The sequence below is a fragment of the Streptomyces sp. NPDC059897 genome, from assembly GCF_042730865.1.
Classification (GTDB): domain Bacteria; phylum Actinomycetota; class Actinomycetes; order Streptomycetales; family Streptomycetaceae; genus Streptomyces.
The window spans coordinates 19,039-43,741 of sequence record NZ_JBHWKQ010000011.1 but is presented as its reverse complement, the minus strand read 5'-3'; the positions used below and the strand labels follow the sequence as shown (position 1 = coordinate 43,741).

21 protein-coding genes are annotated in these 24,703 nt (G+C 71.2%); 8 read left to right on the top strand and 13 right to left on the bottom strand.

What is annotated here, in order from left to right; all coding sequences use genetic code 11:
* Positions 1-68: 68 nt before the first annotated feature.
* On the bottom strand, positions 69-1,877 hold the full coding sequence (locus ACFV9W_RS14800) for a glycoside hydrolase family 3 protein (protein WP_385760382.1): 1,809 nt from the start codon (positions 1,875-1,877) through the stop codon (positions 69-71).
* Between the two features lie 349 nt (positions 1,878-2,226).
* Positions 2,227-3,150: a LysR family transcriptional regulator gene (locus tag ACFV9W_RS14795; RefSeq protein ID WP_385759982.1), complete on the bottom strand. Its 924-nt coding sequence runs from the start codon at positions 3,148-3,150 to the stop codon at positions 2,227-2,229.
* Between the two features lie 95 nt (positions 3,151-3,245).
* On the opposite strand from ACFV9W_RS14795, the gene ACFV9W_RS14790 reads away from it, so the two are divergent.
* Positions 3,246-4,298: an EamA family transporter gene (locus ACFV9W_RS14790; protein ID WP_385759980.1), complete on the top strand. Its 1,053-nt coding sequence runs from the start codon at positions 3,246-3,248 to the stop codon at positions 4,296-4,298.
* 64 nt (positions 4,299-4,362) lie between these two features.
* On the opposite strand, the gene ACFV9W_RS14785 is transcribed toward ACFV9W_RS14790, so the two are convergent.
* The 3 genes from ACFV9W_RS14785 to ACFV9W_RS14775 form a co-directional block, all read right to left on the bottom strand.
* Positions 4,363-5,163: a sugar phosphate isomerase/epimerase family protein gene (locus ACFV9W_RS14785; RefSeq protein ID WP_385759978.1), complete on the bottom strand. Its 801-nt coding sequence runs from the start codon at positions 5,161-5,163 to the stop codon at positions 4,363-4,365.
* 17 nt (positions 5,164-5,180) lie between these two features.
* Positions 5,181-6,116 carry a GNAT family N-acetyltransferase gene (locus ACFV9W_RS14780; protein WP_385759975.1) on the bottom strand — a complete coding sequence of 312 codons (936 nt, stop codon included), beginning with the start codon at positions 6,114-6,116 and terminating at the stop codon, positions 5,181-5,183.
* 107 nt (positions 6,117-6,223) lie between these two features.
* Positions 6,224-6,868 (bottom strand): TetR/AcrR family transcriptional regulator, encoded by a 645-nt coding sequence (locus ACFV9W_RS14775; RefSeq protein WP_385759972.1) that lies wholly within the window; start codon positions 6,866-6,868, stop codon positions 6,224-6,226.
* Positions 6,869-7,013: 145 nt separating this feature from the next.
* On the opposite strand from ACFV9W_RS14775, the gene ACFV9W_RS14770 reads away from it, so the two are divergent.
* Positions 7,014-7,325, top strand: a complete 312-nt coding sequence (locus ACFV9W_RS14770; RefSeq protein ID WP_385759969.1) for an HGxxPAAW family protein — start codon at positions 7,014-7,016, stop codon at positions 7,323-7,325.
* 6 nt (positions 7,326-7,331) lie between these two features.
* Here ACFV9W_RS14770 and ACFV9W_RS14765 read toward each other — a convergent pair whose 3' ends face one another.
* Positions 7,332-8,378: a LacI family DNA-binding transcriptional regulator gene (locus ACFV9W_RS14765; protein WP_385759966.1), complete on the bottom strand. Its 1,047-nt coding sequence runs from the start codon at positions 8,376-8,378 to the stop codon at positions 7,332-7,334.
* Between the two features lie 207 nt (positions 8,379-8,585).
* On the opposite strand from ACFV9W_RS14765, the gene ACFV9W_RS14760 reads away from it, so the two are divergent.
* From ACFV9W_RS14760 to ACFV9W_RS14750, 3 genes are read left to right on the top strand one after another with little or no spacing between them, the layout of a single operon-like run.
* Positions 8,586-9,743 carry a Gfo/Idh/MocA family protein gene (locus ACFV9W_RS14760; protein ID WP_385759964.1) on the top strand — a complete coding sequence of 386 codons (1,158 nt, stop codon included), beginning with the start codon at positions 8,586-8,588 and terminating at the stop codon, positions 9,741-9,743.
* Complete coding sequence (locus ACFV9W_RS14755) at positions 9,740-10,894, top strand: dihydrodipicolinate synthase family protein (protein ID WP_385759961.1); 1,155 nt, start codon at positions 9,740-9,742, stop codon at positions 10,892-10,894. The genes ACFV9W_RS14760 and ACFV9W_RS14755 overlap by 4 nt, the downstream gene beginning before the upstream one ends.
* Positions 10,891-11,736, top strand: coding sequence for a sugar phosphate isomerase/epimerase family protein (locus ACFV9W_RS14750; RefSeq protein WP_385759958.1), 846 nt, complete (start codon positions 10,891-10,893; stop codon positions 11,734-11,736). The genes ACFV9W_RS14755 and ACFV9W_RS14750 overlap by 4 nt, the downstream gene beginning before the upstream one ends.
* A gap of 173 nt (positions 11,737-11,909) precedes the next feature.
* Here ACFV9W_RS14750 and rbsD read toward each other — a convergent pair whose 3' ends face one another.
* From rbsD to ACFV9W_RS14725, 5 genes are all read right to left on the bottom strand, one after another.
* Positions 11,910-12,299 (bottom strand): D-ribose pyranase, encoded by a 390-nt coding sequence (gene rbsD / locus ACFV9W_RS14745; protein WP_385759955.1) that lies wholly within the window; start codon positions 12,297-12,299, stop codon positions 11,910-11,912.
* Entirely contained in the window at positions 12,296-13,288 is a 993-nt protein-coding gene (rbsK, locus tag ACFV9W_RS14740; RefSeq protein ID WP_385759952.1) for a ribokinase, read from the bottom strand. The genes rbsD and rbsK overlap by 4 nt, the downstream gene beginning before the upstream one ends.
* Before the next feature lie 73 nt (positions 13,289-13,361).
* Positions 13,362-15,308 (bottom strand): substrate-binding domain-containing protein, encoded by a 1,947-nt coding sequence (locus ACFV9W_RS14735; RefSeq protein ID WP_385759949.1) that lies wholly within the window; start codon positions 15,306-15,308, stop codon positions 13,362-13,364.
* On the bottom strand, positions 15,298-16,836 hold the full coding sequence (locus tag ACFV9W_RS14730; protein WP_385759945.1) for a sugar ABC transporter ATP-binding protein: 1,539 nt from the start codon (positions 16,834-16,836) through the stop codon (positions 15,298-15,300). The genes ACFV9W_RS14735 and ACFV9W_RS14730 overlap by 11 nt, the downstream gene beginning before the upstream one ends.
* Positions 16,833-17,861, bottom strand: coding sequence for a LacI family DNA-binding transcriptional regulator (locus tag ACFV9W_RS14725; protein WP_385759942.1), 1,029 nt, complete (start codon positions 17,859-17,861; stop codon positions 16,833-16,835). The genes ACFV9W_RS14730 and ACFV9W_RS14725 overlap by 4 nt, the downstream gene beginning before the upstream one ends.
* 342 nt (positions 17,862-18,203) lie before the next feature.
* Here ACFV9W_RS14725 and ACFV9W_RS14720 point away from each other — a divergent pair, with 342 nt between their 5' ends.
* The 3 genes from ACFV9W_RS14720 to ACFV9W_RS14710 all read left to right on the top strand — a co-directional run bounded on the left by ACFV9W_RS14720 (position 18,204) and on the right by ACFV9W_RS14710 (position 22,609).
* Positions 18,204-18,782, top strand: a complete 579-nt coding sequence (locus ACFV9W_RS14720) for a hypothetical protein (protein WP_385759939.1) — start codon at positions 18,204-18,206, stop codon at positions 18,780-18,782.
* Between the two features lie 70 nt (positions 18,783-18,852).
* Positions 18,853-21,114, top strand: coding sequence for an ATP-dependent RecD-like DNA helicase (locus tag ACFV9W_RS14715; protein WP_385759937.1), 2,262 nt, complete (start codon positions 18,853-18,855; stop codon positions 21,112-21,114).
* Positions 21,115-21,298: 184 nt separating this feature from the next.
* Entirely contained in the window at positions 21,299-22,609 is a 1,311-nt protein-coding gene (locus ACFV9W_RS14710; RefSeq protein ID WP_385759934.1) for a citrate synthase, read from the top strand.
* 672 nt (positions 22,610-23,281) lie between these two features.
* Here the strand turns inward: ACFV9W_RS14710 and ACFV9W_RS14705 are convergent.
* The gene (locus ACFV9W_RS14705) at positions 23,282-23,581 is read right to left on the bottom strand and encodes a heavy-metal-associated domain-containing protein (protein WP_385759931.1); all 300 of its coding nucleotides are present in this window, start codon (positions 23,579-23,581) and stop codon (positions 23,282-23,284) included.
* A gap of 53 nt (positions 23,582-23,634) precedes the next feature.
* Entirely contained in the window at positions 23,635-24,585 is a 951-nt protein-coding gene (locus ACFV9W_RS14700) for a PrsW family intramembrane metalloprotease (RefSeq protein WP_385759928.1), read from the bottom strand.
* Positions 24,586-24,703: the final 118 nt, after the last annotated feature.

Sequence of the window (24,703 nt, the reverse complement as noted above, 5' to 3'; positions counted from 1 at the left end):
TGCGGGGGGCTTTGCGCCAGTTGGGGGTGGCGCACGCCGATCATGGCGTACGCCCCCCTACGGACGGGTCAGTACGTCAGCCCGTAGCCGATCGGGTAGAGGACCTGCGCGGGGTCGTCGGCCTTCTGCACGGGCACCGGCAGCTTCCCGCGCGGCTCCGCCTTCCCGGCCAGCACCCGCACGGCCGCCCGCAGTTCGACGTCGATCCACGAGTACGCCGCCACGTGCGCGTCGGCGGCGGACAGCTGCGCGACGTCGTACGGATTGCGCATGGACAGCGTCACGACGGGCACGCCGGTCGCGGCCACCGCGTTCACCAGGGACTGCTGCGCGCTGCCCTTGGCGACGTTGTACGTGCCGATCACCACGGCGTCCTTGCCCTCGGCCGCCGCCACCGCCTGCGCGATCGTCGCCTGGCTGGGCGCCGTGCCGGTCGCGAGGACCGTGGCGGTGAAGCCGAGTTCGGTGAGCGCCGCGCCGATCACGGTGGTCGGCGGCCCGTCGCTGAGGGAGGGGGAGGCCGGATTCGCGCCGAGCACCAGCACGTTCTTGTGCGTGCGGCGGGACAGCGGCAGCAGGCCCTCCTTGTTGACCAGGAGCGTCGTCGTGCGCTCGGCGATCCGGTCGGCGGTGGCGAGGTGCGCGGGCGTGCCGACGGTCTTGTCGACGCCGCCGTGGGAGACGTACGGGTCCTTGAGCAGCCCCAGCTTCGACTTCAGGCGCAGGACGCGCAGGATCGACTCGTCGAGCCGCGCCTCGGTCAGCTCGCCGCCGCGTACCGCTTCGAGTACCGCGTTCCACGAGACCGACAGGTCCGGCGGGTTGAGCAGCTGGTCGACGCCCGCCTTGAGCGCGAGCACGGGGACCCGCTCGTCGCCGTACTTCGTCCGCACGCCCTCCATGCCGAGCGAGTCGGTCACCACGACGCCGTCGTAGCCGAGCTGTTCGCGCAGGATGCCGGTGAGGATGGGGCGGGAGAGCGTCGCCGGGTCCTCGCTCGGGTCGAGTGCGGGGACGACGATGTGCGCCGTCATGATCGAGTCGATGCCGGCCGCGATCGCCGCCCTGAACGGCGGCGCGTCCAGCTGCTCCCACTGCTCGCGGGTGTGCGAGATGTATGGGATGCCGGTGTGGCTGTCCGTCGCTGTGTCGCCGTGCCCGGGGAAGTGCTTGGCCGTCGAGGCGATGCGTGCGGACTCGTAGCCCTTGACCTGCGCCGCCACAAGCCCCGCGACGGCCTTCGGGTCCGCGCCGAACGAGCGCACGCCGATGACGGGGTTGGCCGGGTTGACGTTGACGTCGGCGTCGGGGGCGTAGTCCTGCCGGATGCCGATGGCGCGCAGCTCGGCCCCGGCGATCTGCCCTGCCCTGCGCGCGTCGTCCCGGGAGCCGCCGGCTCCGAACGCCATCGCGCCGGGGAAGAGGGTGGCGGGTTTGCCGACCCGGGCGACGATGCCGTGCTCCTGGTCGGTGGAGATCAACAGCGGGATGCGGGAGGGCTGTTGCAGCCCCGCCTTCTGGATCCCATTGCTGAGATCGGCGATCTGATGCGGGTTGCGCACGTTGTGCGCCCAGGCGAAGTAGATGATGCCGCCGAGCTTGTACTTCTCGATGAGCTCGGCGGCGGTGCGCACGCCGAGCTCCTTGAGGTTGGCGTCGATGTCGGCCTGGTCGGGCTCGGTGGCCGAGTGGCCGTAGACCCGCATGACGAAGAGCTGGCCGACCTTCTCCTCCAGGGACATCCCGGAGATGATCTTCTTGAGGGCCTGGTCGGACGCGGGGGCGCCCGCGGCCCGTGCGGCGGGGGCGGTGAGGCCGACCGCGGCGGCGCCGACGGTGGCGGCGGCGAGCACGGTACGTCTGGACAGTGGCACGATCGCTCCTTCCGGAGGAGGCGCGGACCCTGAAAATAACTTCCGCGCGCAACGAGTATCCGGAAAATTTCTGCCAGTCAAGAGTCCGCGCACGCACGGGAGTTGGCGGACATCCGCCCTGGGGAAGGGGCCGCCACCGGCACTTTGGAGGGGGCGCACCGGTGACGGCGACGCTGCCGGCCGCAGGCGGCGGAGAGGGTTTGTCAGCGTTCGCAGCCAGCAGCGATGCCGACACCGCACTGCGGTGACTCTCCGGCAGCGTGTCCTTCTGACGGAAGCATGCTGGCAGGGGTTCCCGGAATTCGGGGATTTCGTGAAATAGGTGCGCAGGTGGTGAACGAGGCGGCCGTGGTCAGGCCTTCTCCACCGCTCGCACCAGGCAGCCGTCCCCCTGCTCACGCAGCGCCTCCACGACCGCCCGGACCGCCGGACGGCGCGCCGTTCCGCCCCGCCACAGCGCGTACAGCCGCCGCCGCGGCACCGGATCAAGCCGCACCGCCACCACCCCGTCGGGCAGCGGGCCACGCCCGAGCCGGGGCAGCACCGCGACGCCGAGACCCGCCGCCACGAGCGCGGCCAGCGTCGGATTCTCCTCGGCCTGATGCGCGATGAGCGGCTCGAAGCCCGCCGCCCGCATCGTCCGCAGCAGCCAGTCGTGGCACACGCGCCCCGGCGGCTGCGACACCCACCGCTCACCCCCGAGCTCCTCGCGGCGCACCGCCGCCCGCCCGGCCAGCGGATGCCCGGCGGGCACCACGAGATCGCACAAGTCGTCCCCGATGACGGCCTGTTCGACCCCGGCAGGGGCGGGCAGCGGCGCGATGTCCCAGTCGTGCGCGACGGCGAGGTCCACGGCGCCCTTCGCCACGAGGTCCACCGACAGATGCGGGTCGACCTCGCTGAGCCGGGTGTCGAGCGCGGGATGCCGCGCCGCGAGCTCGGCGAGCGCGCCGGGCAGCAACCCCCGCGCGGCCGAGGCGAACGCGGCGATCGTCAGACGCCCCGCAGGCACCCCGCGGCGCTCCTCAAGACCGGTCTCGGCGCGCTCCATGATGGCCATCAACTCGCGCGCGGTATCGGCCAGTTGCAGCGCCTCGTCGGTGAGCCGGACGCCCCGCCCCTCCCGTTCGAGCAGCACCGTGCGGGTCTCCCGCTCCAGCTTCGCGATCTGCTGCGAGACGGCGGACGGCGTATAGCCGAGCGCGGTCGCGGCGGCGCCGACCGTGCCGTGCACGGAGACGGCGTGCAGCGCGCGCAGCCGCTGAAGATCCAGCACCCCGGCCTCACTCTCATTTTCGTTAGCAGTGCTTCATCCAACCATGCAGCAACCTTCGCTGGTGCTAAAGGGTCGTGGTCGGTGATCCTCGAGGCATGAAACCCGCGCACACCGCCCTCGCCGTCCTCGTGGCGGCCCTGTGGGGAGTCAACTTCGTCGTCATCGACATCGGCCTCGACCACTTCCCGCCGCTGCTCTTCTGTGCCCTGCGCTTCCTGCTCGCGGCGCTGCCCGCGATCTTCCTCGTGGGGCGGCCGCGGGTGGCGTGGCGCTGGGTCGTGGGGGTGGGGCTCGCGCTCGGCGTGGGCAAGTTCGGGCTGCTCTTCGTCGGCATGAACGCGGGGATGCCGGCGGGTCTTTCCTCCCTGGTCCTCCAGGTCCAGTCGGTCTTCACGGCGGTCCTCGCCTTCGCCTTCCTGCGCGAACGCCCGGGTCCCGTACGGGTGGTGGGCATGGTGGTGGCGCTCGCGGGCATCGCCGTGGCGGCGGTCGACGAGGGCGGCTCGGGCCCGCTCGGCGCGTTCGCGCTCGTCCTGGTCGCGGCGGCGTTCTGGGGCGTGTCGAACGTCCTGACCCGCAAGGCGTCGCCCGAGGCCCCGTTCGCGTTCATGGTGTGGACGAGCGCGGTCCCGGTCCTGCCGCTGCTCGCGCTGTCGCTGCTGTTCGAGGGCCCGCGGCGCGACGCGGAGGCGCTGGCCGCGCTCGACCTGACCGGGGTCGGGGCGATCCTCTTCGTGGCGCTGGTGACGACGTTGTTCGGTTTCAGCGCGTGGAGCCGGCTGCTGCGCCGCTACCCCGCGTCCACGGTGGCCCCGTACACCCTCCTGGTCCCGGTCTTCGGCATGTCGTCGGCGGCGCTGTTCCTCGCGGAACCGGTGAGCGGGCTTCAGTGGTGCGCGGCTGCGCTCCTGGTGGGCGGAGTGGCGTTGACGTCACGGGGCTCCGCCCCGGACCCCGCTGGCTCTCGTCCAAAAGCGGGGCTCAATTTTGCCCACCCGCCGCGGGGGCTCAATTTTGCGCACCCATCCCAGGGACTCAATTCTGCGCACGCACCCCAGGGGAGCGATGCGCTCGACCCACCCCAGGGGCGTGATGTGCTCCATCCGCCGCGGGCGCGTGTAGGCAAATCAAGCCCCGCCGGCGATTGAGGCGCGGGGGCCGGGGCAGAGCCCCGAGGCGTAGGGGGACGGTGGGCGCAACGAGACGACCGGACTAGGCCGACTCGTTCAGCAGACGCGCGACGTGCTCCCGCCCCCCGCCAAGAATCCCCGGCAGGGGAGCCGCGGACGGATACCACCGCGCCTCGTACTCCCAGCACAACCACCCGTCCCACCCCTCCCGACTCAGCACCTCCACACACTCGGCCAACGGAAGCACCCCGTCCCCGAGCGGCAGCGGCACCGTGTCGTCGGGGCCCGCGATGTCCTTGACCTGTACGTATCCGAGGTAGGGGGAGAGCGCCGCGTACGACACCATCGGCTGCTCGCCGCCGAGCCACGTGTGCATCACGTCCCACAGCGCGCCCACGTTCCGGTGCCCGACGACCCCGAGGATGCGGGACGCCGCCGCCCCGGTCCGATGCGAGTCGTGCGTCTCGACGAGCACCCGCACACCACGGTCGGCCGCGTACTCGGCGGCGACGCCGAGGCGCCGCGCGGCGGTGGCGTCGGCCTCCTCCGGGCCCTGCTCGTCGCCCCCACCGGGGAACACCCGTACGTAGGGAGCGCCGAGGTCACGGGCGAGGTCCACCAGGGCCCGCACCTCGTCGAGCACGGGGCCGTCCTCGCCGGGCGCCGCCACGCGCGCGTACCCGGCCACGCCCAGGACCTCCACGCCCGCCTTCTTGAACCGGGCGGCGACGTCCGCCCGTTGCTCCCGGTCGAGGCCCGGATGCACCGGCTCCTCTGGGTGGGCGCGCAGTTCGACGCCGTGATACCCGTGCGCGGTGGCGAGCGCGAGCACGTCGTCGAGGGGGAGACCGGGGACACCGAGTGTGGAGAACGCCAGCTTCATGGCCCGGACCCTACCCGTCAGTCCGCCGTCCTATGGAGGGCCATTTTCCAGTCCTGGCCGATCAGGTCCGCGCCGAACGAACGGTGCGGTTTCTCGCCGACGAGGACGAACCCGTGCCGCTGGTAGATCGAACGGGCCGACTTCAGCACGTCGTTCGTCCACAGCACCATCTCCCGGTACCCGACCCCGCGCGCGAAATCGACGCAGGCCTGTACGAGGCGGTCCCCGATCCCGAGGCCGCGCGCCTCCGGCTCGACCAGCAACAGCCGCAGCCGCGCCGTGCCCGGGGCCTCGTCGCGTACGCACATCACGCAGCCCACCGGACGGCCGTCCAGCTCGGCGATCCACACCCGCTCCAGATGCGGGTCGTGGTCCTCGGCGAAGTCGGCGACGATGCGGGCGACCAGGCCCTCGTAGTCCGTGTTCCAGCCGAACTCGGCGGCGTACAGCGCCGCGTTGCGCGCCACGATCCAGCCCAGGTCGCCGGGCCCCGGCTCGCGCAGCAGGACGTTCTCGGGGTGCGGGGCGGCTCGGCCGTCGCCGAGCACCTCGCGCACCGTGCGCAGCGCCTCGGAGAGCCGGTCGCGGTCGGCGGCGGGGACGGTGCCGAGGAGCGCGCCGACGGTTTCCCGGGAGCGCTCCTCCAGCAGCTCGGAGGTGGTGCGGCCGCGCGCGGTGAGGGTGATGCGGCGGCGCCGCGAGTCCCGCTCGGAGGAGCCGCGCTCGACGAGCCCGTCCCGCTCGAACTTGCCCAGGATGCGGCTCAAGTACCCGGCGTCCAGGCTGAGCCGGACGCGCAGGTCGGCCGCGTCGACCTTCTCCGTGTGCGCCAGCTCGTACAGCACGCGGGACTCGGTGAGGGTGTACGGGGCGTACAGGTGGCGGCTGTAGTCGAGCGCGCCGATGACGTTCGTGTAGAAGCGGTTGAAGGACCGGATGTCGTGCACGGTCATGGGCCACCTCGCGGCTCGGACAGTTGACTCAGTCAGAGGTTCGGGGTGCTGCCCACAGTACGCCGGGGGTGCGGGCGCGTCCACGCGCTGCGCCCGCCCGGCCGGTGTCAGTCCCGGGCTCCCGGCCACGCCGCCAGCGCGAACTCGGCCACCTGCGCCAGCTCCCGCGCGTCGGCGCCGTCCCGCGCGCGCTGCGACAGCCCCTGCACCACGGCGGCGAAGTACGAGGCGAGCGCGGCCGTGTCGGTGTCCTTCGGCAGCTCGCCCGCCGCCCGCCCCTGGCGCAGCCGCTCGTCGAAGGAGGCGACCCCGGCGTTGCGGACGTCGCGCAGGAAGGCGGCGACCTCGGCGTCCTGCTCCGTCACGTTGGTGGCGGCGCTGTTGGCCAGGCAGCCCGCCGGGTGCGAGGGGTCCGCGTAGAGCTGGGCGGCCTCGCGCAGGATGCGGGCGAACGCCGCGTACGCCGTCGCCTCCTCGGCGAGCGCCACGCCGACGAAGGCGCCGACGGGGGACCGTCCGTAGACCTCGACGGCCTCCTTGAACAGCGACTTCTTGTCGCCGAACGCGGCGTACAGGCTGGCCGGGCGGATGCCCATGGCGGCGGTCAGCTCGCCGACCGATGTCGCCTCGTAGCCCCGCTCCCAGAACAGCCGGACGGCCACGGCCAGCGCGGCGTCGCGGTCGAACGTGCGCGGGCGTCCGCGCGGCCGGGTCCTGCCCTCAGTCGTACCGCCAGTCATGCCGCCAGTCATGCCGTCACTGTACCGACTCTTCTTGAGCGAGCACTCAAGAACAGTGCCAACAGTGCTACGGTCCTCTCGGATTGTTCTTGAGTCATCGCTCAATAAATAATCGCTCGCCAAATATGGGCGACCACAGGATTGGGGGCATGGGCACATGGTTGCTACGGACGAAGGGCACACCCTCGCGGGCTGGACCGGCTGCGCGCTCGCCGCGGTCGGGGCCGCGGCCACGGGCGTGGGGATCATCGGCTGGCGGCCCGGCCTCTGGCTCGGCCCCGCGGTGCTGGCTCTGGCCGCGCTGCTCGTCTGGGCCCTGCATCTCGCGGGCTGGGGAAAGCCGCCGGGGCCGCGGCCGGCGGGCCAACACCCCGTCGGCGTAAGGGACATGACCGCCCGTGAAGGTCACGCGGACTGCGTCGGGTGCCGGCTGGCGGGGCGCCGGCCCCGCGCCGCCGTCTCCGGGTAGCGGTGGCTACGCGCGCGGCTTCCCCGTCGACCCGCGCACCACCAGCTCCCCGCGCACCTCCACGATCCGCCCCTTGGGTGTCGCCTCCCGGCCCATCGCGATCCGGCCCGCCCGCGCGGCGGCCTCGGCGAGCGGGAGGTGGAACGTCGTCAGCGGCGGCGCCGCGTCGATGCTGAAGGGGAGGTCGTCGAAGCCGACCACCGAGACGTCCTCCGGGATGCGCAGGCCCGCCTCCCGCAGGGCCGCGCACGCGCCGAGCGCCACGCTGTCGTTCGCCGCGACGACGGCCGTCAAGTCCGGCTCGCGGCGCAGCAGTTCGGCCGTCGCCTCGTAGCCCGACGTGCGGTCGTACGAGCCGTGCGCCACGAGCCCGTCCGACTCGTCCACCCCGGCCGCGGCCAGCGCCTCGCGGTGGCCCTCCAGGCGGTGGCGGGTCGTCGTGCGCTCCTCGGGGCCGGCGACGTAGCCGATCCTGCGGTGCCCGAGCCCCAGCAGATGCTCCGTCAACTCCCGTGCCCCGCCCCGGTTGTCGAAGGTCAGCGCCACCGCGTCGGTGTCCGGCACAGGCGGCCGCCCGCACAGCACCACCCGTGTCCCGGCCTCCGCGAGCCGCCGCAACTTGCTCGCGACGGCGGCGACATGGGCCTCGTTCTCGATCGCCCCTCCGGTGAGCACGACCGCCGCCGCGCGCTGGCGCTGGAGCAGGGTGAGGTACGTCAGCTCGCGCTCCGGCTCGCCGCCCGTGTTGCAGACCACCGCGAGCCGCTCGCCGCCCGCCCGGCCGCCGGGCCCGACGATCTCCGACTGCACCGCCGAGGCCATGATCCCGAAGAACGGGTCGGCGATGTCGTTGACCAGCACTCCGACCAGGTCGGACGTGGCGGCGGCCAGCGCGCTCGCCGGACCGTTCAGCACGTAGTCCAGGTCGTCCACGGCCTTGAGCACCCGCTCGCGCGTGGTCGCGGCGACGGGGTAGTTCCCGTTCAGCACGCGCGAGACGGTGGCGGGGGACACCTGCGCGCGGGCGGCCACGTCCGCCAGGGTCACGGTCATCGAGTCAGCCTCCGGGAGGGGTCCCGGGTCCGCGGTAAGGCCTCCGTGGACCCCGGTCTCGTATCCGCTCTTGTCCGAGCGGCAGTCCAGAGGCTAGCTTCTTCTTACGTAGAAAGCGCTTGCTACGAAAGATTCGGCGGGCGCCGCCTCGCGTATGCCGCAGTACGTGGGGCACGAGTGGCCGGTCGGCCGGAGGAAGGGACTCACGTGACACGCAAGACGGTGCGCATCGCCATGAACGGTGTGACGGGGCGCATGGGCTACCGCCAGCACCTCGTCCGCTCCATCCTCGCGCTGCGCGAGCAGGGCGGGCTCGACCTCGGCGACGGCACGGTGCTGTGGCCGGAGCCGGTCCTCGTCGGCCGCCGCGAGCACGCCCTGAAGGCGATCGCCGAGCAGCACGGCCTCGACCCGGCCAACATCTCCACCGACATCGACGCCGTCCTCGCCGACGACAGCGTCGACATCTTCTTCGACGCCGCGATGACCCACACCCGCGAGGACTTCCTCAAGAAGGCGATCGCCGCCGGAAAGCACATCTACACCGAGAAGCCGACCGCCACCGGCCTGGAGGGCGCCGTCGAGCTGGCCCGCCTGGCGCGCGAGGCGGGCGTCAAGTCCGGTGTCGTGCAGGACAAGCTGTTCCTGCCGGGCCTGCTCAAGCTGAAGCGGCTCATCGACGGCGGCTTCTTCGGCCGCATCCTGTCCGTGCGCGGCGAGTTCGGCTACTGGGTCTTCGAGGGCGACTGGCAGGAGGCCCAGCGGCCGTCCTGGAACTACCGCTCCGAGGACGGCGGCGGCATCGTCGTCGACATGTTCCCGCACTGGGAGTACGTCCTTCACGAGCTGTTCGGCCGCGTGACCTCGGTCAACGCCCTCGCCTCCACGCACATCCCGACCCGCTGGGACGAGAACGGCAAGCCCTACGAGGCCACCGCCGACGACTCCGCGTACGGCATCTTCCAGATCGAGGGCGGCATCGTCGCGCAGATCAACTCCTCGTGGGACGTGCGGGTCAACCGCGACGAGCTGGTCGAGTTCCAGGTCGACGGCACGGAGGGCTCCGCCGTCGCGGGCCTGCGCAACTGCCGTGTGCAGCACCGCAGTTCGACGCCGAAGCCGGTCTGGAACCCGGACCTCCCGGCGACGTACTCCTTCCGCGACCAGTGGCAGGAGGTGCCGGACAACAGCGAGTTCGACAACGGCTTCAAGGTCCAGTGGGAGCTGTTCCTCAAGCACGTGTACGCGGGCGCCGACTACCACTGGGACCTGCTCGCCGGTGCGCGCGGCGTGCAGATGGCGGAGCTGGGGCTCAAGTCCTCGGCGGAGGGCCGTCGCCTCGACGTTCCGGAGATCTCGCTGTGACCCTTCATCTCCCCAACGCGGCCGGTGAGTTGACGGCCTACGAGCCGCGCGCCGAGCCCCTCACCTTCGACACCGGTGCCCCGCTCGCCTCGCGTGTCGTGTTCTCGGCGGCGCACGTCGTCGCCGACCCGCTCGCCGACACCACCCCGGACTCCGCGGCCGCCGTCGACTGGGACGCCACCCTCGCCTTCCGCCGCCACCTGTGGTCGCACGGCCTCGGCGTCGCGGAGGCCATGGACACCGCGCAGCGCGGCATGGGCCTGGACTGGGCGGGCGCCGCCGAGCTGATCCGCCGCTCGTCCGCCGAGGCCAAGTCGGCCGGCGGCCGGATCGCGGTCGGCGTCGGCACCGACCAGCTCGCGCCCGGCGCATCCCTCGCCGAGGTCAGGGCCGCGTACGAGGAGCAGCTCGCGGTCGCCGAGGAGGCCGGCGCCCAGGTCATCCTCATGGCCTCCCGTGCGCTTGCCGCCGCGGCGTCCGGGCCCGAGGAGTACGCCGAGGTCTACGGCCACCTGCTGCGGCAGGCCGCCGAGCCCGTCGTCCTGCACTGGCTCGGCCCGATGTTCGACCCGGCCCTGGAGGGCTACTGGGGTTCGGTCGACCTCGACGCCGCCACCGACACCTTCGTCGAGATCATCAAGGCGCACTCCGACAAGGTCGACGGCATCAAGGTCTCGCTCCTGGAGGCGCGGCGCGAGATCGACATCCGCCGCCGCCTCCCGAACGGCGTGCGCTGCTACACCGGCGACGACTTCAACTACCCGGAGCTGATCGCGGGCGACGAGCGCGGCTTCAGCCACGCGCTGCTCGGCATCTTCGACCCGCTGGGCCCGCTCGCCGCGAAGGCGGTGCGCGTCCTCGACACGGGCGACGTGGCCGGATTCCGGCAACTCCTCGACCCGACCGTCGAGTTGTCCCGCCACCTCTTCCAGGCGCCGACCCGCTTCTACAAGACCGGCGTCGTGTTCCTCGCCTGGCTCTCCGGCCACCAGGACCACTTCGCGATGGTCGGCGGCCAGCAGTCCTCGCGCTCCCTGCCGCACTTCGCGCGCGCCTATCAACTCGCCGACCAGCTGGGCCTGTTCCCGAAGCCGGAGCTGGCCGAGGCCCGCATGAAGAACCTGCTCGCCCTGTACGGAGTGACCTCATGAGCGCCGAGAAATCCGTCGCGGACCCCCGCTTCTCCATCAACCAGATGACGGTCAAGCAGCTCGGACTCCCCGAACTGGCCGCCGCCTGCCGCGAGTTCGGTGTCCAGCACCTCGGCACCTGGCGGGCGCCCGTCCAGGAGTACGGCGTCGAGGCCGCGGCGAAGCTCCTGCGGGACAACGGCCTGAACGTCACCACGCACTGCCGCGGCGGCTTCCTCACCGCGCTCGACGAGACCGAGCGCAAGGCCGCCGTCGAGGACAACAAGCGGGCCGTCGACGAGTGCGTGACGCTCGGCACCGACGTCCTGGTGCTCGTCTCGGGCGGCCTCCCGGCCGGCTCGTACGATCTGGGCGCAGCCCGTGAGCGCATCGGCGACGCGCTCGTCGAGCTCGCCCCGTACGCCGCCGAGCGCGGCGTCCGGCTCGCGATCGAGCCGCTGCACCCGATGTACGCGTCCGACCGCTGCGTCGTCTCGACGCTCGCGCAGGCCCTCGACATCGCCGAGAACTTCCCGGCGGAGCAGGTCGGCGTCTGCGTCGACACGTACCACATCTGGTGGGACGACCGGGCGCCCGCGCAGATCGAACGGGCCGGGGCCCAGGGCCGTATCGCGACGTTCCAACTCGCCGACTGGACCACGCCGTTGCCCGAGGGCGTCCTCAACGGGCGCGGCCAGATCGGCGACGGCGCCATCGACATGCGGTACTGGCGCGGTCTCGTCGAGGCGCAGGGGTACACGGGGCCGATCGAGGTCGAGCTGTTCAACGACGGTCTGTGGGCCCGCGACGGCCGCGAGGTGCTGGCGGAGACCGCGGAGCGGTTCACGGCTCACGCCGCTTAAAAGTTTTCTTCGCAACCACGTACAACCCTCGGCGCGGGCCGAGTGTCGTACTGGGTGTCGGAACACCCAGGGGGGAGATCTGGGGGGATCGGGGGGTTCCGGCTCAGGAGGGGGAAAGCCCGAGGGGCCCGGTCCGCGGACCGGGCCCCTCGCAGCGCTTCACAGACAGCCGATCAGAAGAAGACCCCGCAGCGCAGCAGCACGTTCGCGTACGGGCGCGCCTCTCCCGTGCGGACGACGAGGCGCGCGTGCGCCGACAGCGCCTTCAGCTCCTCGTGCGTGACGAAGCCGAGCGGCTGCAGCCGGGTCCGGAGCAGCTCGGCGGTGTCCGGGTTCGCGTCCCTGACCTCGCGGGCCGCCGTCGCCGCCTCCACCACCAGCTCGTCGAGCAGCCCGTCGAGGACCTCCGCGAAGGACGGCACCCCGGCCCGGAAGGCCAGGTCGACGACGCGCGGCCCCGCCGGGATCGGCATGCCCGCGTCGCAGACCAGCACCCCGTCGCCGTGCCCCAACTCGGCGAGGGCGCCCGCGAGATGGCGGTTGAGTATTCCGGCTCGCTTCACTGGGACCCACCTCGTCCGGCGTTGCCCTCCAGACCGTCGGGCCCGCTCTTCCGGCCGGGGGTCCGGGGGTTGTCCCCCGGGAAGACACAGCACAGGGCGGCGACCTCCTCGGCGGTCGGGTACGAGGCCTGCGCGCCCTCCTTCGTGACCGCCACGGCGCCCACCTTGGCGGCGTAGGAGGCGGCCTCGGCGAGCGACTCGCCAGTGCCGAGCCGCCACGCGAGCGCCGCCGTGAACGCGTCACCGGCGCCCGTCGTGTCGACGGCCTTCACCTTCACCGCCGCGATCCGCCGCGAGCCCGCCGCGTCCGCGACAAGTGCGCCCTCGGAGCCGAGCGTGACGACGACCGAGCGGGGGCCGAGCGTCAGCAGCTGCCGTGCCCAGTCCTCGGGGGCGTCGCCGAGGTCGGTACCCGCGATGACCTTCGCCTCGTGCTCGTTGACGATCAGCGGGTCGCAGGCCGCGAGGACCTCGTCGGGGAGCGGGGCGGGCGGCGAGGGGTTGAGGACGAGCCGCGCGTCGTCCGACAGGCTGCGCGCGACCTCCGCGACGGTCTCCAGCGGGATCTCCAGCATCATCGAGACGACCCGCGCGTTCGCGAACAGCCCGCCCGCCGCCCGTACGTCCTCGGGCGTGAGCCGCCCGTTCGCCCCCGGCGACACGACGATCGAGTTGTCGCCCGACGGGTCGACGGTGATCAGCGCGACCCCGGTGGGCGCCCCGCCGACCAGCACGCCGGACGTGTCCACGCCCGCCGCCTCCATCGAGTCGCGCAGCAGCCTGCCGTGCCCGTCGTCGCCGACCCGCGCGAGCAGCGCCGTACGGGCCCCCAGCTTGGCGGCGGCGACCGCCTGGTTGGCGCCCTTGCCGCCGGGGTGGGTCGTCAGGTCGGAGCCGAGGACGGTCTCGCCCGCGGCCGGCCGCCGGTCGACGCCGATCACCAGGTCGGCGTTGGCCGACCCCACGACGAGCAGGTCGTACGTGTTCATCCTGTGCCTTTCTTCGTACGTCACGCCAAAGGGTACGAGTGCGTTCAGTACGAGTGCGTCCCGTACGAGTGCGTCACTTGAAGTCGGCGACGTTCTTCGCCGTGACGACCTTCACCGGCACCTTCACGGCCGAGGAGATCTTCTTGTCCTTCGCCGCGGAGATCGCGTTCTGCACGGCCATCTTCCCCAGCTCGCGCGGCTGCTGGGCCACGGAGGCGTACAGCGTGCCCGCCTTGACGGCCTTGAAGCCGTCGGGGGTGCCGTCGAAGCCGATGACGGGGACGGACTTGCCGGCCTTGGAGCCGAGCGCCTTGATCGCGCCGAGCGCCATCTCGTCGTTCTCGGCGAAGACGCCGTCGACGTCGGGGTGCGACTGGAGCATGTTCGTCATGACGTCGAGGCCCTTGGTGCGGTCGAAGTCCGCGGGCTGCTTGGCGACGACCTTGATGCCCGGGTACTTCTTGAGCCCGGCGGCGAAGCCCGCGCCGCGCTCGCGGCTGGCCGACGTACCGGCCTGGCCCTGCAGGACCGCGATCTTCCCCTTGCCGCCCAGCTTGTCGGCCATGACCTTCGCGGCCTGCTTGCCGCCCGCGACGTTGTCGGAGGCGACTAGGGTCGCGGCCTTCGCCTTGTTGACGCCTCGGTCGGCGGCGACGACGGGGATGTCGGCGTCGTTGGCGGTGCGCACGGACGGGCCGACGGCGTCGGAGTCGACCGGGTTCACGATGACGGCGCTCATGCCCTCACTGGTGAAGTTCTGCAGCTGGTTGGCCTGCTGAGAGGCGTCGTTCTGCGCGTCGGTGACGGTCAGCTCGACGCCCTGCTTCTTCGCCTCGGCCTGCGCGCCCGCCCGCATCTCCGTGAAGAACGGGTTGTTGAGCGTGGACACGGCCATGCCGAGCTTGAGGTCCTTACTTCCGCCGGAGCCGCCGGTGTTGTTCCACACCGCGAGGCCGCCGACGATCGCGACGGCGACGACGGCCGCGATCAGGTACTGCATCCGCTGCTTGGGTCCGCCGGTCCCGGCGCCCGCGGCGGCGGGCTGCGCACCGGCCTTGCGGCGCGCGGTGTCGAGCAGCACCGCAAGGGCGATGACGACGCCGATGACGACCTGCTGCCAGAACGCGGACACGGAGAGGAGGTTGAGGCCGTTGCGGAGCACGGCGAGGATCAGCGCGCCGATGAACGTGCCCGACGCCTTGCCCGTGCCGCCCGCGAGGGAGGCGCCGCCGATGACGACGGCGGCGATGGCGTCCAGCTCGTAGCCGTTCGCGGCCTGCGGCTGCGCGGAGGCGAGCCGGGAGGCGAGCACGATGCCCGCGACCGCGGCGAACAGGCCCGACAGGCCGTAGATGACGAGCTTCTGCCGCTTGACGCGCAGACCGGAGAGGCGGGCCGCCTCCTCGTTGCCGCCGATCGCGTACATGGACCGGCCGATGAACGTACGGCCGAGAACGACCGCGGTGATGAGGCCCATCACGATCATCACGATGACCGGCACGGGCAGCCAGCCGCCGAGCGTGTCACCGAGCTTGGAGACCGAGTCGGGGAACGGGATCGGCGAACCCTGCGAGATCACGAGCGAGAGCCCGCGCCCGACCGACAGCATCGCCAGCGTCGCGATGAACGGCGGCAGCTTCCCGTACGAGATGAGCAGGCCGTTGACGAAGCCGCACGCGATGCCGGTGACGACGGCGAGCAGCACGGCTATGACGACCGGCACGCCCTCGCTGGTGGCCGCCCACGCGAGGACGGTCGCGGACAGGGCCGCCACCGACCCGACGGACAGGTCGATGCCCGCCGAGACGATGACGAAGGTGACGCCGAACGCGAGGATCGCGGTGACGGCCGCCTGCACGCCGACGTTCAGCAGGTTCTGCGTGGTCAGGAAGTCGCCGGACATCAGCGACATGGCGATGACCAGGACGACGAGCGCGGTGAGCGCGCCGTTGTCGAGGAGCAGCCGCAGCAGGCCCCCGCTGTTCTTGGCCTGTGTCTTCTTGAGCGTGTCAGTGGTCACGGGAGCCCTCCTCCTCGAAGGCGCTGTGCTGCTGGTTGCTGACGGCGAGTGCCATCACGGAGTCCTGGGTGGCTTCCTCGGCGGTGAGTTCACCGGCGATGCGTCCCTGCGCCATCACAAGGACCCGGTCGCTCATGCCGAGCACTTCGGGCAGATCGCTGGAGATCATGAGCACGGCGTGCCCGGCGGCGGTCAGCTCGTTGATGAGCTGGTAGATCTCGACCTTCGCGCCGACGTCGATGCCGCGCGTCGGCTCGTCGAGGATCAGCACCTTGATGTCGGCGAGCAGCCACTTGCCGATGACGACCTTCTGCTGGTTGCCGCCGGACAGGGTGCGCACGTGCTGGCCGAGCCCGGCCATCCGGACGCCCAGCTGCTTCGCGATCCGCTCGGCGGCCTCGTGCTGGCCCTGCCGGTCGACGAACCCGGCGCGGGTCGCCGTCCGCATCGTGACGAGCCCGAGGTTCTCCTCCACCGACTGGTCGAGGACGAGGCCCTGCCCCTTGCGGTCCTCGGGGACGAGCCCGACCCCGGCGGCCATCGCGGCGATGACGTCGTGCCGGGGGAGCGCGCTGCCCGCGACCTCGACGGTGCCGGAGTCGTACGGGTCGGCGCCGAAGACGGCCCGTACGACCTCGGTACGGCCCGCGCCGACGAGGCCCGCGATGCCGACGACCTCGCCGGCCCGCACCTCGAAGCCGACGTCGTGGAAGACGCCGTCGCGGGTGAGCCCCTCGACCTTCAGGAGCGCGCGGGCCGTGTCCTGTCCGTCGGGTCGCTCGCGCGGGTACTGCTGGTCGATGGAGCGCCCCACCATGAGGCGGACGAGCTCGTCCTCGGGCGTGGAGGCGGGCACCTGCCCGACACTGCGCCCGTCGCGGATCACGGTCACCCGGTCCCCGAGAGCGGCGATCTCCTCCAGGTGATGGGTGATGAAGACGACGCCGACACCGTCCTCACGCAGCTGCCGCACGATCGCGAACAGCTTCTCGACCTCCTCGGAGGTCAGCACGGCGGTCGGCTCGTCCATGATCAGCACGCGCGCGTCAAGGCTGAGCGCCTTCGCGATCTCCACCATCTGGAGCCGGGCGATGCCCAGTTCGCGCACCCGCGCGCGTGGCGACACTCTCACGCCCACGCGCGCGAGGAGCTTCTCGGCGTCGGACTCCATCGTCTTCCGGTCGATGAGCCCGAACCGCCTGGGCTGGCGCCCCAGGAAGATGTTCTCGGCGACCGTCAGATCGGGAACGAGATTGAACTCCTGGTAGATCGTCGCGATCCCGAGCCGTTCGGCGTCCTGCGCACCGCTGATACGGACCTGCTCGCCGCCGACGGTGATCCGGCCCTCGTCGGGCGTATAGGCACCGGAGAGCATCTTGATCAGCGTGCTCTTGCCGGCCCCGTTCTCACCGAGCAGGACGTGCACCTCCCCGCGCCGCAGGTCGAAGTCGACGCTGTCGAGCGCGACCACGCCGGGGAAGGTCTTCCGTATCCCTTCGATTCGCAGCAACTCTTCGGAGCTGCTCATCCGTTGCTCCTCTCCATTGAGGTGGGCGTCTGTGGGGGTTCGCCGCAGGAGCGCCGTACGACGAGGTGGGCGGGGAGGGCGACCGACTCGGGCACCCGCCCCTCGATGCGGTCGACCAGGGCGCGCACGGCGGCCCGGCCGAGATCCTTGGTGGGCTGGGCGATCGCCGTGATCGGCGGATCGGTGTGCACGAACCACGGGATGTCGTCGAACGCGGCGACCGCGATGTCGTCCGGGACGCGCAGCCCGCGCGCGCGGACGGCGTCGAGCGCGCCGAGCGCCATCAGGTTGTCGGCCGCGAAGACGGCCTGCGGCGGCTCCGGCAGATCGAGGAAGGCCTCGGTGACGCGCCGCCCGCTGTCGGCCTGGAAGTCGCCCTGCCCGATGTACGCGTCGGGCAGCTCCAGCTCGTACGAGGCGAGGGCCTCCCGGAAGGCGTCGACGCGCTCGCTGCCGGTCGTCGTGGCGGCGGGCCCCGCGATGATCGCGAGCCGCCGGTGCCCGAGCGCGTGCAGATGCGCGACGAGGTCCCGCACGGCACCGCGCCCGTCGGAGCGCACGACCGGGACGTCCACGCCGGGGATCCACCGGTCGACGAAGACCATGGGCGTCCCGGCCCGCGCCGCGTCCAGCATCAGCGGCGAGGCGCCGTCGGTGGGGGAGACGAGCAGCCCGTCGATGCGCCGGTCGAGCAGCGTGCGTACGTGGTGGTCCTGGAGCTCGGGCCGTTCGTCGGCGTTGCCGATGATCACGCTGTAGCCGAGCCCGCGGGCCTCGTCCTCGACGGCCCGCGTCAGCTCACCGAAGTACGGATTGAGCACGTCACTGATGACGAGCCCGAGCGTCCGCGTCTGCGCGGTGCGCAGCGAACGGGCCACGGCGTTGGGCCGGTACCCGAGCGATTCCACGGCGGCCAGCACCCGGGTGCGGGCGTCCGGGCTGACGGACGGATGGCTGTTCAGGACGCGGGAAACCGTGGCAACGGAAACCCCGGCCGCGGCCGCGACATCCTTGATACTCGCCATCGCGCCACCTCCTTGTGGCTCCATGGAATCGATTACACGGAGGATTGGAATCGATTACACGGGGCTGGGGCAAGAGGGGTCGGGGTGGTCGTAACGGGATCGTGATGGGGGATGGGGCTCTGAGCGCCAGGTGAGCAATTCAAGCCCCGCTCTTGGACGAGAGCCCGCGGGGTACGGGGCAGAGCCCCGATCCTTTGAAGCCCCGCCGGCGATTGAGGCGCGGGGCCCGGGGCGGAGCCCCGCGACCGCAACCACGTCACGGGCCGAACGGAATTGTCGGTGCCGCGTGCGAAGGTGGAGGAACCGCAACGCACCACGGATGACGGAGACGGAGCCCAGGACGTGAACCACGCGCAGCTCACCGCACTCGGCAGAGCCCTCCGCGTACTCGGCGAGCACGGCGAGAAGCTGACCGGCGACACTCCGGACGACGTGCTGCACGAGATCCGCGGCGACCTGACCCGCGCCCTCGACCAGCTCGACGACGCGGTGTCCGGCGACAAGCCGACGACCCGCTGCAAGGAGCACCCCTACGGCCCGGTCGAGGAATCCGCCCCCGACCTGTGCCTGTTCTGCGAGACCCGCCGCCGCAAGGCCCGCCGCTCCCAGATCTCGGGCGAGCCGGGCCCGGCCGCCCGCCCGACCGCGGAGCGCCCCGTGCTCTCCCGCTACGGCACCCGCGAGGACCGCCCGCAGCCCCAGCAGCGCTGGATCCCGGAGATGTGGAACGGGCAGGTGTGGCAGCTCTGCGGCACCCCCCGCCACGACCGCCGCGAGGCGGACCTCTACCTGGCGGCCCAGCGCCGCCGCCCGGACGCGGCGATGGCGTACCGCCTGGTCCACGAGTTCACGGACTACGAGGTCGTCCGGGTCTGGGGCACCCCCGTGCGCGTCGACCCGGAGCCGATGGGCGGCATCTGAGCCCCACCCCCTCGGAGCGGGGCCCGGCGGCCCCTCCCGCGTTGTCGGACCCGCCCGCTAACGTCGGATCATGGCGAACCAGCAGGCGGCTGCCGGCGCGCGGCAGATGGCGCGGCTCGAGGGTGTCCTCGAGCGGATCACGTACGCCAACGAGGAGACGGGGTACACGGTCGGCCGGGTCGACACCGGCAGAGGCGCGGGGGATCTGCTGACCGTCGTCGGCTCGCTGCTCGGGGCGCAGGTGGGGGAGTCGCTGCGGATGGAGGGCCGTTGGGGCTCCCACCCGCAGTACGGCAAGCAGTTCACGGTCGAGAACTACACGACGATCCTCCCGGCCACGATCCAGGGCATCCGCCGCTATCTCGGTTCCGGCCTGGTCAAGGGCATCGGCCCGGTCTTCGCCGACCGCATCACGCAGCACTTCGGGCTCGACACCCTCGACATCATCGAGCAGGAGCCGAAGCGCCTCATCGAGGTGCCGGGCCTCGGCCCCAAGCGGACGAAGAAGATCGCCGACGCCTGGGAGGAACAGAAGGCCATCAAGGAGGTCATGGTCTTCCTCCAGTCGGTCGGCGTCTCGACCTCCATCGCCGTGCGCATCTACAAGAAGTTCGGCGACGCCTCCATCTCCGTCGTGAAGAACCAGCCGTACCGGCTCGCCGCCGACGTCTGGGGCATCGGCTTCCTCACCGCCGACCGCATCGCCCAGTCCGTGGGCATCCCGCACGACAGCCCGGAGCGGGTCAAGGCCGGTCTCCAGTACGCCCTTTCGCAGTCCACCGACCAGGGGCACTGTTTCCTGCCCGAGGAGCGGCTCATCGCGGACGCCGTGAAGCTGCTCCAGGTGGACACCGGCCTCGTCATCGACTGCCTGGCCGAACTGGCCCTGCCCGACGAGGATTCCGGCGAGCCCGGAGTGGTACGCGAGACGGTGCCGGGCGAGGACGGTCAGCCGGTCACCGCGATCTACCTGGTCCCCTTCCACCGGGCCGAACTCTCCCTCTCCGCCCAGCTGCTCAGACTGCTGCGCACTCAGGAGGACCGGATGCCCGCCTTCCAGGACGTGGCGTGGGACAAAGCGCTCGCCTGGCTCGCCGACCGCACGGGCGCGCAGCTCGCGCCCGAGCAGGAGGAGGCGGTCAAGCTCGCGCTCAGCAAGAAGGTGGCCGTGCTCACCGGCGGCCCCGGCTGCGGAAAGTCGTTCACCGTACGGTCCGTCGTGGAGCTGGCCCGCGCCAAGCGCGCCAAGGTCGTGCTGGCCGCGCCCACGGGCCGCGCCGCCAAGCGGCTCGCCGAGCTGACCGGGGCCGAGGCGTCCACGGTCCACCGCCTCCTTGAGCTCAAGCCCGGCGGGGACGCCGCGTACGACAAGGAGCGGCCGCTCGACGCCGATCTTGTCGTGGTCGACGAGGCCTCGATGCTGGACCTGCTGCTGGCCAACAAGCTGGCGAAGGCGGTGCCGCCCGGGGCGCACCTGCTGTTCGTGGGGGACGTGGACCAGCTGCCGAGCGTCGGAGCGGGGGAGGTGCTGCGCGACATGCTGGCCGAGGAGAGCCCCGTGCCGGCCGTGCGGCTGACGCGGATCTTCCGGCAGGCCCAGGAGTCCGGCGTCGTCACGAACGCCCACCGCATCAACTCCGGTACCCAGCCGATCACTTCGGGACTCAAGGACTTCTTCCTGTTCGTCGAGGACGACACGGAGGAGGCGGGCCGGCTGACCGTCGATGTCGCGGCCCGCCGGATCCCCGCCACGTTCGGCCTCGACCCGCGGCGCGACGTCCAGGTGCTCGCGCCGATGCACCGGGGTCCCGCGGGCGCGGGCAATCTCAACGGACTGCTCCAGCAGGCGATCACGCCCGGCCGCCCGGACCTCCCCGAGAAGCGCTTCGGCGGCCGCGTCTTCCGGGTGGGCGACAAGGTCACCCAGATCAGGAACAACTACGAGAAGGGGGCCAACGGCGTCTTCAACGGCACGGTCGGCGTCGTCACGTCCCTCGACTCCGAGGAGCAGAGACTCACCGTCCGCACGGACGAGGACGAGGAAGTCCCCTACGACTTCGACGAGCTGGACGAGCTGGCGCATGCCTACGCTGTGACCATCCACCGCTCCCAGGGCAGCGAGTACCCGTGCGTGGTGATCCCCGTCACGACCGGGGCGTGGATGATGCTCCAGCGCAATCTCCTGTACACGGCGGTCACCCGCGCCAAGAAGCTCGTCGTTCTGGTCGGTTCGCGCAGAGCGATCGGCCAGGCGGTGCGTACGATTTCGGCTGGTAGGCGGTGTACCGCCCTGAATTTCCGGCTGTCAGGCGCTGCCGTTCAAAAGATTTGATCGATCAGATGCGTCACGAAGGTCACAAGCACTTCCGGAACCAGGGCGAAGGGGGCAGGATGAGCAAGTTGGCGGCACTGAGTGCCGTCGATGAGCCCAATGGGCGACCCCGAGTGCACTCTGCTGGGCCAAGTGGGGGAAGGTAGAGACAGTCAGGGCACCTCGAAGAAGAGGCACTACGTCGGTGAGGGATGACGTGAGCGAGCAGAACGAGAAGGCTGTAGTACTCCAGTACGGCGACGACGAGTACACCTACCCGGTGATCGACAGCACCGTGGGCGACCAGGGCTTCGACATCGGGAAGCTGCGGGCCCAGACGGGCCTGGTGACCCTCGACAGCGGATACGGCAACACCGCCGCCTATAAATCCGCGATCACTTATCTCGACGGTGAGCAGGGCATCCTGCGTTACCGCGGCTACCCGATCGAGCAGCTGGCCGAGAGCTCGACCTTCACCGAGGTCGCCTACCTGCTGATCAACGGCGAGCTCCCGACGGTCGACGAGCTCTCCACCTTCAAGAACGAGATCACCGGGCACACGCTCCTGCACGAGGACGTGAAGCGGTTCTTCGACGGCTTCCCGCGGGACGCCCACCCGATGGCCATGCTGTCCTCCGTGGTCTCCGCGCTGTCCACCTTCTACCAGGACAGCCACAACCCGTTCGACGAGCAGCAGCGTCACCTCTCGACGATCCGGCTGCTCGCGAAGCTGCCGACGATCGCGGCGTACGCCTACAAGAAGTCGATCGGCCACCCGTTCGTCTACCCGCGCAACGACCTCGGCTACGTCGAGAACTTCCTGCGCATGACGTTCTCCGTGCCGGCCCAGGAGTACGTGCCGGACCCGGTCGTCGTCTCCGCGCTCGACAAGCTGCTCATCCTGCACGCGGACCACGAGCAGAACTGCTCGACGTCCACGGTGCGCCTGGTGGGCTCGTCGCAGGCCAACATGTTCGCGTCGATCTCCGCCGGTATCTCCGCGCTGTGGGGTCCGCTGCACGGTGGCGCCAACCAGTCGGTGCTCGAGATGCTCGAGGGCATCCAGCGCGACGGCGGCGACGTCGACGCCTTCATCCGCAAGGTGAAGAACAAGGAAGACGGCGTGAAGCTCATGGGCTTCGGGCACCGCGTCTACAAGAACTTCGACCCGCGGGCGAAGATCATCAAGGCGGCGGCGCACGATGTCCTCTCGGCGCTCGGCAAGTCCGACGAGCTGCTCGACATCGCCCTGAAGCTGGAGGAGCACGCGCTCTCCGACGACTACTTCGTCGAGCGCAAGCTCTACCCGAACGTCGACTTCTACACCGGCCTGATCTACCGGGCCATGGGCTTCCCGACCGAGATGTTCACGGTCCTCTTCGCCCTCGGCCGGCTTCCGGGCTGGATCGCCCAGTGGCACGAGATGATCAAGGAGCCGGGCTCCCGCATCGGCCGCCCGCGCCAGATCTACACGGGCGTCGTCGAGCGCGACTTCATCCCGGTCGAGCAGCGCTAGTTGATCTTCACCCGGCGTCGGTTCGGCATATCAAGCCCCTCCGGCGATTGAGGAGCGGGGTCCGGGGCAGCGCCCCGAAACCGTAACCCCGCCCCACCGCAACGAAGCCGGGTCGAGCTGCGCAGCAGAAAGCGCCCCGCTGTCGGTCCCCCCACGGGCCGACAGTCGGGGCGCTTTCCTTTACCCGGGTCGGATTCCCCCCACGGGATCCGGCCTGGGGGTCTGTGATGCGTAGGCCGCCGGAACACGTACCGACGGGCGGGCCGCTCAAGCTTCCCGGCGCACGTGCCCCGGCCAACGCTGTCGGGACCGCCCCCCAAGGCGGGCCCTCCGGTGCGGAAACGTCCCCCAAGACGTTCCTGCATCGCCCCCTTAGACTCACGAGAGCCGCAAAGGGTTACGTCCAGACCAGTGTGATCTGCGTCTCTTGCATATGTCCCGTGCGTGCGCAAGAGGTCCGATATGGGGATATCGGCCTCTGTGGGGGAGTGCTGCAATTGTGCCGTGTGGATTGTGTGGAGGTCCAGAGCTCTCTGGGTCCTCTCTAGGAGTCTCTAGGGCTCTCTAGGTGAATTTGCGTCGCGGTGGGCTGTTTGTCGCCGCAAAGCCCGGCGGAAAGACCAACGCCGCGCCCGCCTCTGAACGGCGGGCGCGGCGATGGGTGCCGAGGGCTCAGACCAGTTCGTAGCCCGCCTCGTCCACCGCCGCGCGGACCGCCTCCTCGTCGAGCGGGGCCGTGGAGGCGACCGTGACCTGGCCCGTCGCGGCGGAGGCCTGGACCGAGGTGACGCCGTCGAGCTCGGAGATCTCGCCGGCGACCGCGCCCTCGCAGTGGCCGCACGTCATGCCCTTCACCTCGTACACGGCCGTGAACGCGCCCTCGGTGGCCGCGGTGTCGCTGTGGCAGGCGCCGCCGCAGCAGGAGCCGGTGGACTCGACGTCGGCCTGGGGGAGTTCGGTGTGGGCGCTCATGGCGTACTCCTTGGTGATGAGGGGCGTCTCTTGATGCGCTCGACCCTATACCCCTAGGGGGTACTTCTCCAAGAAGGATCCCGGCGTGCGAGTGAACGCACCCAGGTGAGTGCCAGGAGCGTGATGACGGCCAGTCCGCCGACCGAGAAGAGCGTGAACAGGTGCTGCTGGGCCTCGGTGGGCTCGGGAATGTAGCCCTCCGCGAAGAGGCTGCGGTCCAGGCCGGAGGTGGTCAGCCTGGCCACCAGCCAGAGCGCGATGCCGTGCATCGAGTCCCAGAGCGCGTGCAGGAGCGCGACGCCCAGGTAGGTGCCGATGACCGGCGCCGCGAGGCGGTAGCGGCCGTCCGGGCGGCGGAAGGAGAGCAGGACCGCTCCGGAGATCGCCGTCCACAGGCCGTGGCCGAAGGGGGCGAGCAGTCCGCGCAGCACCTCCGTCTCCAGGAGGGCCCGCAGGTCGATGCCCTTCATGGTGATCGCCGCGTTGAACGCGTAGCCCGCGCTCTCGAAGGCCGCGAAGCCGAAGCCGACCGTGGCGCCGAGCACCAGGCCCGCGCGCAGCCCGCTGATGCGCGGGTGGCGGTGCAGTACGTAGACGAGGGCGAGCAGCTTGGCCGCCTCCTCGATCAGGCCGACGGCCACGAACATCCAGGCCGAGGGGTGGACGAGGTAGTACTCCATGACCGAAGCGCCGAGCACGCCGAGGATGCCGCCCACCAGGAAGCAGCCCAGGATCAGGCTCACGCCCAGGTCGCGGCCGTGCCGCTCGTACGCCCACAGGACGAAGACCGCCGGCGTGAGGAAGCTGCCCAGCAGGATGAGCGTGGGCAGCAGCGTGGTGTTCTGCGTGGCGTACGTGACAATCGCCGTCAGGACCCACAGTGCCAGGCCGCCCCAGAGGCAGCGCTTCCAGAGGCCGGGGCGGATCTGCGGTCCTGGTGGGGGTGGCTGCTGGGGGATGCGGGCCTGAGGTGCCCCGAAGGGCGGCTGGGGCTGCTGCGTCACTGGGGTCCCTCCGGCGTGCCGGCAACTTTCGGTCACCTTGGGTGATTTGTCCCGAAGTTTATGGCGGGGCCGGAGGTGTCGCAGTGTGAGCGCCGGGCCGCGCGTCCGTACGGCCCGG